The sequence below is a fragment of the Vibrio sp. 10N.261.51.A3 genome, from assembly GCF_041471965.1.
Lineage (GTDB): Bacteria > Pseudomonadota > Gammaproteobacteria > Enterobacterales > Vibrionaceae > Vibrio > Vibrio crassostreae_C.
This window is the reverse complement of sequence record NZ_JBFRPK010000003.1, coordinates 26540-39692: the sequence shown is the minus strand read 5'-3', so window position 1 is coordinate 39692 and position 13153 is coordinate 26540. Positions and strand designations below refer to the sequence as shown.

At 44.4% G+C, this 13153-nt stretch carries 8 protein-coding genes and 4 pseudogenes; 8 read left to right on the top strand and 4 right to left on the bottom strand.

The features are described 5' to 3' along the window. Position 1: 1 nt before the first annotated feature. The 3 genes from AB4371_RS00840 (at position 2) to purT (ending at position 3196) form a co-directional block, all read left to right on the top strand. Positions 2 to 679, top strand: a complete 678-nt coding sequence (locus AB4371_RS00840) for an LrgB family protein (protein WP_017059134.1) — start codon at positions 2 to 4, stop codon at positions 677 to 679. Between the two features lie 286 nt (positions 680 to 965). Next, positions 966 to 1853 carry a cytidine deaminase gene (gene cdd / locus AB4371_RS00835; protein ID WP_171733587.1) on the top strand — a complete coding sequence of 296 codons (888 nt, stop codon included), beginning with the start codon at positions 966 to 968 and terminating at the stop codon, positions 1851 to 1853. A gap of 167 nt (positions 1854 to 2020) precedes the next feature. After that, complete coding sequence (gene purT, locus AB4371_RS00830; protein ID WP_372112758.1) at positions 2021 to 3196, top strand: formate-dependent phosphoribosylglycinamide formyltransferase; 1176 nt, start codon at positions 2021 to 2023, stop codon at positions 3194 to 3196. Between the two features lie 113 nt (positions 3197 to 3309). On the opposite strand, the gene AB4371_RS00825 is transcribed toward purT, so the two are convergent. After that, on the bottom strand, positions 3310 to 3963 hold the full coding sequence (locus AB4371_RS00825) for a thiopurine S-methyltransferase (RefSeq protein WP_017065505.1): 654 nt from the start codon (positions 3961 to 3963) through the stop codon (positions 3310 to 3312). Positions 3964 to 4287: 324 nt separating this feature from the next. Between AB4371_RS00825 and AB4371_RS00820 the strand changes: the two genes are divergently transcribed. Then, positions 4288 to 5064, top strand: a complete 777-nt coding sequence (locus AB4371_RS00820) for a RelA/SpoT domain-containing protein (protein WP_102320071.1) — start codon at positions 4288 to 4290, stop codon at positions 5062 to 5064. Positions 5065 to 5257: 193 nt separating this feature from the next. After that, positions 5258 to 6252: pseudogene (locus tag AB4371_RS00815) on the top strand (ABC transporter substrate-binding protein). Between the two features lie 172 nt (positions 6253 to 6424). Here AB4371_RS00815 and ihfA read toward each other — a convergent pair. Next, a complete protein-coding gene (ihfA, locus tag AB4371_RS00810) occupies positions 6425 to 6721 on the bottom strand; it encodes an integration host factor subunit alpha (RefSeq protein ID WP_004734853.1) in 297 nt (98 codons plus the stop codon). A 449-nt stretch (positions 6722 to 7170) separates the two neighbouring features. Here ihfA and AB4371_RS00805 point away from each other — a divergent pair. After that, positions 7171 to 7308: pseudogene (locus AB4371_RS00805) on the top strand (GTP-binding protein); the annotation flags it as partial. Positions 7309 to 7425: 117 nt separating this feature from the next. Here AB4371_RS00805 and AB4371_RS00800 read toward each other — a convergent pair. Further along, positions 7426 to 8148 (bottom strand): annotated as a pseudogene (locus AB4371_RS00800) (DMT family transporter); the annotation flags it as partial. Between AB4371_RS00800 and AB4371_RS00795 the strand changes: the two are divergent. Together AB4371_RS00795 and cqsA are read left to right on the top strand one after the other, a co-directional pair. Continuing rightward, positions 8139 to 9425 (top strand): annotated as a pseudogene (locus AB4371_RS00795) (PLP-dependent aminotransferase family protein); the annotation flags it as partial. The pseudogenes AB4371_RS00800 and AB4371_RS00795 sit on opposite strands and share 10 nt — an antisense overlap. 282 nt (positions 9426 to 9707) lie before the next feature. Beyond that, positions 9708 to 10889: an alpha-hydroxyketone-type quorum-sensing autoinducer synthase gene (cqsA, locus tag AB4371_RS00790; RefSeq protein ID WP_372148645.1), complete on the top strand. Its 1182-nt coding sequence runs from the start codon at positions 9708 to 9710 to the stop codon at positions 10887 to 10889. A gap of 150 nt (positions 10890 to 11039) precedes the next feature. Here cqsA and AB4371_RS00785 read toward each other — a convergent pair whose 3' ends face one another. Then, positions 11040 to 13088 (bottom strand): response regulator, encoded by a 2049-nt coding sequence (locus tag AB4371_RS00785; protein ID WP_372148643.1) that lies wholly within the window; start codon positions 13086 to 13088, stop codon positions 11040 to 11042. Positions 13089 to 13153 lie beyond the last annotated feature (65 nt).

The window sequence follows — 13153 nt, the reverse complement described above, 5'->3', positions numbered from 1 at the left end:
CATGTGGATTCTACTCACCATCGTGGTATTCCTGTTTGCTCGCTGGGTAAGTCAAAAAGTAAACTCACCGCTTTGTAATCCCCTGCTTATCAGCATTGGTATCATCATTCCGATTCTCACGTTCTTTAGAGTACCGTTTGAGACTTACTATGCTGACAACACCTGGATTACCTACATGCTGCAGCCCGCGGTTGTTGCCCTTGCTTATCCGCTTTACGAACAGCTACCTCAAATCAGAGCAAACTGGCGCATCATCACCTTTGCTTGCACGCTAGGCAGTGTGATGTCGATGACAACAACGGCAGTGATCGCAGTAGCATTTAAAGCGGACTTAACTTTGATTGCGAGCTTGTTAGGCAAATCAGTCACCACGCCAATTGCGATGGAAGTATCAAGCCATTTAGGTGGTGAAGCAGCGATTGCGGCAATACTGGTATTGATTGTTGGTCTATTTGGGGCAATTTTTGCTTACCCAATCTACAACCTCATTGGTATTAAGAGCCCGATCGCCCGTGGTTTAACCATGGGTACCGTGTCTCACGCTTTAGGCACCGCGACTTGTGCGGAAAAGAATCAGGAAGATGCAGCATTCAGTTCTTTGGCTCTTGTGCTTTGTGGCGTCATTACCTCGATCATCGCACCGAGTATATTTTCGCTCGTGGTTTGGTTCTATTCTTAACCTAAACGATCACTACGCGATCCAGCCCAACCAGAATGCTGTTTATTACAGTGTCTGTTTGGGCTTTTTATTCGCATTTATTTAGCAATAGCAGTCAAGTCACGGTCTTTTACGAGCACTAAGTGCGATATCAGCTGTATAAATGGCTCTTGTAATCGATTTCAAGTGTGACCTCACTCTAATTATGCAAGCCAATGTAACAGCAACAATTCAATAGTGATCTTTATCACAGAAAATTCCTGAGCAATGCATAAACTTAAAGCCTAAGGTCAATTAAGGATTCAACATGAACAGTCGTATTACCCTGGCGCTGGAAAGTGCTCCATCATCAATGAAAGCGCTTTTGAGTGACATCGTATTAGCAGACAACTTTGACGCGACATTGTCTCCAGAACAATTTGCTAGCCTACTGCAAGCAAGTGGTTTAGCGGATGACGAGCTACGTATTGCGCTACTTCCTTTTGCCGCAGCCTATTCTTACGCTCCGTTATCTGACTTTTATGTTGGTGCAATCGTGCGTGGTTTATCTGGCACTCTGTATTTTGGTGCAAACCTTGAAATCGCTGGTGCTCAACTTGGTCAAACCGTTCACGCTGAGCAATCTGCAATCAGCCACGCTTGGATGAAAGGCGAACTAGGTATCTCAGATATCACCATAAACTTCAGTCCTTGTGGTCACTGTCGTCAATTCATGAACGAACTGACAACAGCAAAAGAACTTAAAGTTCAGCTGCCACAACGTGATGAAATGTCTCTGCAAGAGTATCTGCCAGACTCGTTCGGCCCTGCTGATTTAGGTGTAACAACTGGCTTAATGACAAAACTTGATCATAAATACACGACCGAAGAAACAACGCCTATTGTTGTAGAAGCGGTAGCAGCACTAAACCGCAGCCATGCTCCTTACACCAAAAACCTAAGTGGTGTTTCACTACAACTGACGTCGGGTGAGGTTTTCACCGGTGCTTACGCTGAAAACGCAGCGTTCAACCCAAGCTTACCTCCTCTACAAGTGGCGTTGATTCAACTTAAACTGGCTGGCTTCGATTTCGAACAAATTGAAAGTGCTGCTTTGGTTGAAATCGCAGAAGGTAGCATCAGTCACCTAGCGGATACGCAATCTACATTAGAAGCGATTAATCCCGACATTCCAGTGACTTACTTAGCAATCTAAGTACATCTGATTAACAAAAATTTAAATAAGCAGCCCTATTTAACAGGGCTGCTTTTTTTATGCCTGTAATTAACGCAACAACTTGCGCAAACGTTTGCTTTTGTCATTGAAATAAGTATGATCACCCCGTTTTCAATCAATCGTTCAAAAGATCGGAAGGAATTTCTATGTTTGGTACTGCTACTCGTGAAAATGCTACTCGTGTACTTCTATTAGGTTCAGGTGAACTCGGCAAAGAAGTTGCCATCGAGTGCCAACGTTTAGGTTTAGAAGTTATTGCTTGTGACCGTTATGCAGACGCACCAGCAATGCAAGTTGCGCACCGTAGCCATGTATTAGACATGTTAGATGGTGATGCGCTACAAGCTATCATTGAGCTAGAAAAACCAGATTATGTGGTTCCTGAAATTGAAGCTATTGCCACTAGCAAGTTAGTTGAACTTGAAGCACAAGGCTTGAATGTCGTTCCAACGGCTAATGCAACCAAGCTAACCATGAACCGTGAAGGAATTCGTCGTTTAGCCGCTGAAGAGTTAAAACTAAGCACTTCGCCTTACCGCTTTGCAGACACTTTTGAAGATTTCGCCGCTGCTGTTGAGTTCGTAGGTATGCCTTGCGTTGTTAAGCCGGTAATGAGTTCTTCAGGCAAAGGCCAAAGCGTTATCAAAACAGAAGAAGACATTCAGAAGTCTTGGGACTACGCACAAGAAGGTGGCCGTACTGGCGCGGGTCGTGTAATCGTTGAAGGCTTCATCGACTTTGATTACGAAATCACGCTTCTAACCGTTCGTGCTGTCGACGGTGTTCACTTCTGTGCACCTATCGGTCACCGTCAAGAAGACGGTGATTACCGTGAATCATGGCAGCCACAGGTCATGTCTGACAACGCACTTAAAGCGGCGCAATACACGGCAGAGCAAGTGGTTAACGCATTAGGCGGTCACGGAATCTTTGGTGTTGAACTGTTCGTTAAAGGCGACCACGTGATCTTCAATGAAGTCTCCCCTCGCCCACATGATACTGGCTTGGTTACTCTGATGTCTCAAGACTCATCGGAATTTGCACTACACGTACGCGCATTTACAGGTATGCCGATCAAATCCATCACGCAATACGGCCCTTGTGCATCAGCGGTTATCCTTGGTCAAGGCACATCAACGAATATCCGCTTTGAAGGCCTTGCAGAAGCGCTAGACGCACCACAAACGCAAGTTCGCTTGTTTGGTAAGCCTGATATCGATGGTCGCCGTCGTTTAGGTGTGGCGCTTACTCGTCGTAACAGCACAGAAACAGCGATTGAAGATGCCATTGAGAGCGCGTCAAAAGTAAAAGTGATTTACTAACCTGCTATTCAATTCTGAACAATCACGAGTTCAAATCTGAACCATAAAAAGACGGGCTATCGAGCCCGTCTTTTTGTTGGTGTTATCTGTTCGCTTAACTAAGCAGACTGAACTTAAGCGTCTGACTCAATCAAATACACTTCTTCACAGAAGCGAGACAAGCCTTTCTTAGCAATCTTCGGATGTTCATCGTTCGCTATATCTTGATTCAACAATGTAATTTTGTATCCTGCAAACAATTGAGCAATCTCTAACTTAGGTACGCTAAACGGAGGCCCCGCCATCTCGCTTTGATCATAATCCAGAGTCACCAGAAGGATCTTACCGCCCGGTTTCAGCAGTTGTTTTAAGCGCTCTACGTACTGCACTCGCATCTCTTCAGGCAATGCGACTAAAGACGCGCGATCATAAATGGTATCGACAGGTTGGATTGGCGCTGAAAAGTAATCGCCCGTGTAGATGTTCAGTTCATCGAATTGGTAGAGCTCGTGCTGACCGCTAATTTGAGTCACAGTCGGGGTATAAAGGTGCTCTGCAAAAAATGCGCGAACCGCAATCTGGCTTAACTCGACACCTTGAACATCTTCATGCTTTGAAGCTAGCCAAATCAGATCTTCACTTTTGCCACAAAGTGGAACAAACACACTCTTCTCGTAGCTAGGCTCAGTCTTTTCCCAAAATTTAATCAGAAGTGGGTTTACATCTTCGAGGTGGAAACCAATTTGGTTGGCTGCCCATTTATTGTGCCAAAATTCAGGATTATTCATCTTTCGTTCATGTTAAACAGTCATAATGCAAGGGTACAGTATAGAGAGGTAAGAGCAACCTTAGCTTGGTTTAAAGTACTAAATTGATTTCGATAAAATCAGAAACTGGCTAAGTTCAAAGTTCTGATAATTGCGGAACTAACGGTTGGGTTATTTGGCTATATCTTCACATTTTAAAGCAATATTAAACGTTAGAATTGGTTTCTGTCTTAGCTAGCCTCATTTAATATGTAGTGAAATTAGTTAAGCTGTTTTTACTCTTGTGCGTTACTGGTTAGCCCTTTTGACTACCCGTTTTTTGTAACCTTGTATTTTGGAGTTTGAATGAGTGTATTTCTCCGTACGGCGGCCCTAATGCTTTTGGTATTGAGCCGAGCGCCTGCATTCGCAGCAGCACCTGTTTCAACAAGTTCAACAGATCAAACGCGCACTCCTGCGCAAAACCAAGTATCTTCAAACGTATTCCGTCATAGTTTGAGCGGCCTTTACGGCATCAAAGCCTTCGACTCACGCCCGACTCAGCCTTACACCGACTTCGATATTTTGTACAGCAAAGCGCATCAAGGCCAAGCTGAACTAGAAACTATCTGTAAAAGTACTGCCCTACTCACCAATTCTGAAGCGCTATTTGCTGGCGTTAAATCTCAAGCTCGCGCAGAAGAAAAAATCGCCCTTGAGCTTGATGGTGATGTGACAAAAATTACCGACTTAGCCCGTGCAACTATCATCGCGAACGATGTAGAGAGCTTGGTTGAAGTTTACGAAGCGCTAAGCCGTGAAGCAGACGTTGTTAAGCTGAAAAATAAGTTTAAATCGCCGGCTGACTCTGGTTACCGTGACCTTAACTTGTTGGTTCGTTTGCCTAAAACCAACATCATTGCAGAGGTTCAACTTCACTTAAAAGCGATTGCTGACGTGAAAAGTGGTCCTGAGCACGAGCTGTACGAAATTATCCAAGGCATTGAGCGTCACGCAATTGCAGAACATCGCCCAATCAACGATATCGAAGCGGCACAAATCAATAGCCTACGACGCCAATCTTTAGAGCTTTACCAACAAGCATGGCAACCGTACATTACAACGCACATTAAAGCGGCTTGACACATAGATAGGCTATTCCAATAAACATCACAAGGGCTGCACTCGCAGCCCTTTTTAGTACTTGTTGAGTAGCCTCTCCACTTCCTATCCCAAATAATCAGATCGTTTAAATTTAGATCTCAGTCTCTTTTCTCCATCGAACATTTCTGTTTCTATAGCGAATAAGCTTCTGACAAGAAAAGGAATTACGTCAATGCAGAATAACAAATCCATGCTTTCCATCGCGCTACTTGCTGCGTTTTCTGTACACGCTAGTGCTGACGAATGCGGAAAGATCACCATTGCAGACATGAACTGGAACTCGGCGAGCCTATTGCTCATGTCGACCAATTCATTTTGAATAACGGCTACGGCTGTGAAGCGGACTTAATCCCCGGTGATAGCGTCCCTACGGGCACGTCAATGATTGAAAAAGGTCAACCTGATGTTGCGCCAGAGCTTTGGACTAATGGCATCAAAGAAGCGTTGGATAAGGGTGTTGCGGATAAGCGTCTACGTTACGCGGGCAAGTCTTTGGTCAACGGCGGGGAAGAAGGTTTCTGGGTACCAAACTACCTTGTTGAACAGTACCCAGAGCTTACAACCATTGAAGGTGTGATTAAAAACGCAAAGCTGTTTGAACACCCAGAAGATGATGAGAAGTTTGCGTTTTATAGCTGCCCTGCGGGTTGGACTTGTCAGATTACCTCCGGTCACCTGTTCGATGCGCTTAAGTTAGAAGATCACAATTTTGAAATGGTTGATCCCGGCTCAGGCGCCGCTTTAGCAGGTACGATAGCGAAAGCTTACGAACGCAAAAAAGCATGGTTTGGATATTACTGGTCGCCTACGCCTGTGCTAGGTAAGTATGAAATGGTGAAGGTTGATTTCGGAAGTGGTACTGACATTGAGGAATTCCGTAACTGTACGACACAACCTGATTGTGAACCTCCTAAAGTGACCATGTATCCACCAGCACCGGTTCACACAATCACCACAGAAGCCTTTGCTAATAACGAACCTCTTGCCTACCAATACTTTGAAAAGCGTGGTTTTACCAATAAACAAATGAGTGAGTTGCTGGCCTGGATGGAAGACAACCAAGCCGACGCCGAAGAAGCCATGTATTACTTTCTAGAAAGCTCACCACAGGTATGGAAGCCTTGGGTGTCTGAAGACATCGCAAGTAAGGTTCAACAAGCCCTTTAGAGTGAAGATTCAAAGTCAGAGGCCTAGCCTCTGTTTTCGCATCTAAAGCAAGTTCTTACCGGACAGTAAATAGATGGAGTTTGAGAAAGGTTACTAAAAATTAAAGAAATGCGTTTAGCTTAAACTCTATGCAGATACAAAAAGACCACGCTAGGCGTGGTCTATTGCTTGGCTACTTCTCGATTTTAATATTTTCGACACGGGCCTTTAGTTTTTGTCCCGGTCTAAAAGTAACAACACGTCGAGCAGAAATTGGAATGTCTTCACCAGTTTTCGGGTTACGACCAGGTCGCTCGTTTTTCTCGCGAAGATCAAAATTACCAAAACCAGACAGTTTTACCTGTTCGCCATTTTCGAGCGCTTTACGAACTTCTTCGAAAAACACTTCCACCGTTTCCTTGGCATCCCGCTTGCTGTATCCGAGTGTCTCAAACAGGTTCTCAGCCAAATCGGCCTTCGTGAGTGCCATAAAACTTTCCTCAAAGCTATGTTAAACATTGCTACCATCGCCAGTAGCGCCAAAGCATTTACCCTATTCAATCAATGAGATAAGGTCATTTACAAGGAAAGTGTATGCCAAGCTTCTGATTTTCGCCAACTTTTTTATCTTAACTATTTAATTATTCTTTCAAATCAGAAAGATAACTCGCTTCAAATTTCACATATATAGCTAAAAACCATCTACTCAACAGTAGCGAAATGGAGTTATATCCCATACAAACAACCATTAATAGAATTTAAAACTTTAGCGAACTAAATAATAATTTTTGAGACTTTTCTCCGATACCCAATAAAATCAGCCACTTGATTTGATATGGGACTCAACAAAGGTTACTAAATAAGCGTTATTAAATATAAGATTTGTATCATTTCAGAATTTAATTCGAATTCACTTATAAAAGCCTATGTTCTTTTGAGGTTTTCGGTTACAACTTAACAGAGGATGGCTTGACGGAATCAGAACTCGATGAGTGTATCGAAATCAGAATAGAAATGATCGGTCTAGAAATAGAATATGATCTTGAGAGCCAGTTACTTGCGTGTATGGTTAGTTGATTGCTTAGTAAGTTGGTTATTTAAATAACTTCACTTCTTCGACATAGAATAAGACCTCACAAGTGCGAGGTCTTATTTGTCATTCAAAGCTGCTCATGCAATATCAGCTTTCTTCAATCATTTTTGTTCAGCAAGTGTTTGTGTCGCTTTGGTATTCGTTACATTCGCAGGTTTCACAATCAAACCAATCCCGACAAGAAACAGTATTGATGCAACAACCTGAGCCACAGACAGCACCTCATCATACATAAAGTAACCGCTAATCAATGCGAAGATAGGCACTAACAAGGTTAACGGCGCGGTCGTACTTAACGGGTATTGGATTAGCAGCTTATTCCATACCCAATAACCAAATAGCGTGGTTGGGTAAGCTTGAAACAGCACCGCAATCGTCGTGTTCCAATCCCATTGTTCGATGCCCTGCCAGATTATTTGGTCACCGTGTAACATCACGGCAAATGGCACTGGAGCAAACAGCATCCCCCAGACATTGAACGCAAAAGCTTGAGTGGTTTTCGATGCCTTAACAATCACGCCCATCAAGGTCCAACTGCACGCCGCAATCATAATCAAGATCACGCCATTAACGGTGACATTACCCGTAGCTGCAGATACCAATACCGCCAATGCACACATAGCTCGCATCGCACCCAATAATTTACGAATAGAAGCACTCTCCTTGAACAACCACACGCCTACCGCCATGCCGATTAATACGTTGGTTGAAAGCAAGACCGATGAAAGCCCAGACGATAAACCAGCAGTGATCGACCATGAAGCCATACCCCAGATACCCACACCGAACACAAAGCCATAACTGACTAAGTAGCGCCAAGCAACAGGCGATCAGCATGTCGACCGTGGTGAGCTGCTACCAAAAACTGGAATCACAAGGTTGGATTCATTCTCGACCGCAAGCGGGATATTTTGTTTCTCCTCATAAACCTGCTCACTCAACCCCAGAGTGGGCACAGTTTGAGAGTAAGGTGTCCAGCGTTAGGCAAACCTCATCGACTCACAACTCAATCAATGGGCCTTTAGGGGTTTCGAGCACCACTAATGATGAGCAGTCGATCGTTGAACTGGAACGAAGTTTTCGTCGCGCTATTAGGCGTATGAGCAACAGGCTTAACCATTACCCAGATACACAAGGTGAGCCGATTTTACGACAGGCATTATCCACTCATTTTGCCAAGCTCGATGTGCACTTTTCACCTGAAGAGATGGTGATTACGGCTGGCTGTATGTCTGCGATTAAGGCCGCACTTGAATCTTGCACTAAAGAAGGCGACACCATCGCTATTAGCTCGCCATGTTTCAACGGTATTCTGGAATTGCTCGGACAAATGTCGCGAAAAATCATCGAGATCCCGTCTCTAGATGATGGTGTCGACTTGCAACAACTGGAATCGCATTTGAAAAATAAACAAGTCGATGCCGCGATCTTTTGTACCTCTCATATGAACCCTCAAGGGATCAACATGTCAGCCACTCAAAAGCAGAAACTGGCTGAATTAGCGAATCACTATCGAGTGCCGATCATTGAAGATGATGTGTATCTGGAACTGTCCTACTCCTCACACACGCCGCTCCCCGCGAAATACTACGACAAAGGCGGTTTTGTCTTATGGTGTGGATCAGTATCGAAAAGTTTGTCACCGAGTTACCGTTTGGGATGGTGCTTGCCGGGCAGGTTTATCAACGAATACAAGGCTCAGTTCTCAGCTGCGAGCTACGGCGTTGCCCTGCCCACTCAGCTTGCGGCTGCTGACTTTATTGGATCTGGCCAATACGCTAAGCACGTGAGGAGAAGATGCACTCAGATCTTGTCTTTGCGCCAACAATACCTAAGTTATTTGGCTCAGCACCTTCCTCAAGATGTGAAGATAAGTAATCCACAAGGTGGCATGGTGCTTTGGCTGCAAATCCCAAGCTTGAACCAGTCAGCCTTTGCTCAGGGCATTACCGAGAAGAACATTGATATTAGGCTTGGACACCTGTTCAGCACTCTCGACCTTTACAGCAATTGCTTACGCATCAATATTGGGTATTCGTTAGAGGGTGGAGCCAAGCAGCAATTGGATGCCTTAATCGAGCTTATCCATATTCACAGCTAACAGCACGTAGCAAGTAGCAAGTAGCCTTTCAAAATCCGCTTTTTTAAATGCCTTCGAATGCCGAATTCTAATAGCCTTTTGTCATAAAAAAGAAGGCTATTATTCCTATCTTAATTCGGGTAAAGCCCCGAACCGTAAGGAAACCCACTCGCCTCAAAACCCTTAAATGCTGAGTTTGCAAGCACCCACAAAATTATGCAACTTGGCTAATGACACATCACTTTTTATCGTCAATATACAGCCGTCAGCGCTGGCGTTTTCCTGTATTTGAAGAGAACTATTATGAGTGATAAAACAAAAAACAAACCACTACCTTCCTTTATCGAAGAACGCTTGAACTTCTATATTCAAGACCTGATTACCCAGAACCAAAGCCAGAAGCATTTAGTATTGGGTAAACGCCCCCAGCGTAATTCCGTTGTGATGCAGAGCAATGATTACTTAGCGCTGTCACACAACAAACAGATCCAACAAGCCCATCAAGCGGCGATCTGTGAGCACGATGACAACGTGGTGATGTCTGCCATTTTCTTACAAGATGATCAGTCTAAACCTGCGTTCGAAACTAAGCTTGCGAACTATGTTGGAATGGAGAGCTGTTTGCTTTCTCAATCGGGCTGGGCGGCCAATATTGGGCTATTGCAAACCATCTGCCCACCGGGCACACCTGTGTACATTGACTTCTTTGCACACATGTCGTTATGGGAAGGCATTCGCGCTGCAGGCGCCCTCGCCCACCCGTTTATGCATAACAATATGAATCACCTGCGCAAACAGCTAGAGCGCCACGGCTCAGGCGTTATTGTGGTCGATTCAATTTACAGCACCATTGGGACAATCGCCCCACTACGCGACATCTACGAAATGGCGCAAGAGTTTGATTGTGCGGTCGTCGTTGATGAATCCCATTCACTGGGTACACATGGAGAGAATGGTGCAGGCTTAGTGCAAGCATTGGGGCTCACCAACCAAGTCGACTTCATCACCGTTAGCTTGGCAAAAACCTTTGCTTATCGCGCTGGGGCAATCCTTGGCCCTAAACAACTGTCTAAAACCTTGCCGTTTGTGGCGTACCCTGCGATTTTTAGCTCAACAGTGTTACCACAAGAAGTGGTTCGTTTAGAGAAAACGTTGGAGGTGATCAAAGGTGCGGAAGACAAACGAGAAGCCTTATTCAATCGGGCTAAGTCGCTGACTACGGGGCTAAAGCGAATTGGCTTTAATATCCGCAGTGAGTCTCAAATTGTAGCGCTAGAGTGCGGCAATGAAAGAAACACGGAGCGTGTGCGAGACTTCTTAGAAGAACGTGATGTGTTCGGTGCGGTATTCTGCCGCCCTGCGACTGGCAAGAACAAAAACATCATCCGTTTTTCAGTGAATGCCGATATGACGCCAAGAGACATTGACCATGTGCTCACGGTTTGTCACGAAGCGTACCATCACCCTGAGTTAGAGTTCGTGTAACCTTTTTCGAACCATATTTATAACCAACACCAACGGCAGGACTGAATGGACGCTATCATGTCGCGATACAAAAAGAGCCCAGCAATTCGCTGAGCTCTTTCTTGAGTCTATGTCTACCCAATGGCCGTGAACTTCAGACTATTACACCCGCTAAATCCAGTGAGCAATTTTATCAAACAGTCGGTTTTTATCGGCAGGTTTAACAATAAAGTCCGACATGCCTGATGATTCCATCTTTTCCAAGGTAACGGGAGAACTGTCACCCGTGTGAGCAATAATCGGCACCGAAGAGTATTCTTTGTCGGCACTGCGAATTCGGCGAGAAGCTTCAACACCGTCCATGATTGGCATTTCAATATCCATTAGGATCAAGTCGATTTCGTCGGTATCAAGCGCATCTAAGGCTTGTTGTCCATCTTCTTTCTGCACGACATCAAAACCCTGCTTTTCCAATAACATCGCGGTAAATCGGCGCAGAGATTCGTTATCATCGACCACCATGATCGTACGTCTAGTGGTGGCCTCTAGCGGTTTTACAGAAACTGATGGCATCACATAGTTGGAGTCGAAAAGTAAGCGTTCGATGGTCGCCTTGGTATTCAGTAGCCAAACTTGTGTCTCCACCCAAATAGGCTCGAAAGAAATGTTACGTACACGCTTGATAGGATGACGCTCATACAAGTAAATGATTCGCGCCTCAGTGAACGAAAGTAACGATTCAATCTTATCGAGGCAACTTGCTCTTAAATCCAAGCTCTCCATGTCAACGAATATCAAGTCGAATTCGAACTGGTATTCCTTATTTTTAAGCGCTGATGCTACATCCAACACCGTGAGCTCAAACCCCATAAAACGGGCTACCTCAGTCATTTTATTGGTGAGAACTTTCTGGTCACTCACCATTAGCACAGTCTTAAGTTTAGTCAGTTCATTCTTGATTTCTTTCACCGAATGGGAAGACAAAGACGGAAAAGTCATCGTGAACTGTGTCCATTGATCCACTTCAGACTGACATTTAATTTCACCACCAAACGAGCGCATTACCTTCTGACAAAATGGCAAACCTAAGCCGTAATTACCCGATTGGCCAGTAGTATAAAAGTCCTGAAAAATGCGTCGAATCACATCATTTGAGATGCCTGATCCGTTATCGGTAACCATTATTTGATTGGCCACTTCATCACTACACATGGTGACATGAATATGAAAATCTTCAGGGCTGCGATGGTGGAATGCGTTCTTGAACAAGTTATACATCACGTACTTCAACAAAGTGTCGCTACCCAAGAAATCAAAGTTACTCTGTACGTCTAAAGAGATTGCTGATTTATCAGCAGAGCGCTTGTAATTGAAACTGTCTATCGCATCCTCAACCACCGCTTGCGCTGAATGCTTCTTAAACGTAGATCGAGAGACTCGGTTTTCATCAATTGAAGTCAGTAACAGATCTATCGTTTCGTTACCGGAATGAATGATCTCCATCGCTTCATCGCCCACTTCACGCAACTGAATCACTTCTTCATTGCTTAACGCATATTGCCCTTTTTGATCGCCACTTTTAGGGTTCGGCAATATGGACTGCATGACATCAATAGAGGTAAGTAATCCGCTTAGAGGGTTTCGCATCTCATGGGCAATACCCGCACCAAAAGACTTCGCCAATGACACCTTGTTTTCATGTTCCACCTGATTGCGGAAGTAGAACAAGTTGCCGAATAAGTAGATAAACAAAAAGATTGGCACATGCGTCCAATCCATTGTGAGTTCGAGGTAGAAGCCTTGTGCAATCCAAGCGCACAAGGTGGCAATCCCAATACCGGCAAAGGTTTGTGCAAACATCACTCTCGTCACGTGCACCAATAAAATATGGAGGAAAATAGCCGACATGAATGACATAACCCAAACGTTGGACCAATTATTCATTAGCAGCATGTAGAAGAAGAAACCTGGCAAACAGATAGTTACGGCAACTTGATAATAAGCCGGAAGGTATTTTCGCCATTCAAATGGGACGCGATTGCGAAATATAATGCCAAAGAACAATACCGAGCAAAACAGGCGAAGCGCTAAGTTTTCGTAGGGTTGCGGGAACAAAAACTCCCACACAATGTAGTAAATTGGAAAGCCGACAAAGCCCATCCAACCCACGAGGGTTAAATTCGGTTCTGCGTACTGGTAAACTTTACGAATCGCGTTCATACGAAATACTTTGCTCTCTAAGCCCTGACGTTTATTAATTCTATGATTTGGTTTTTATACTTATA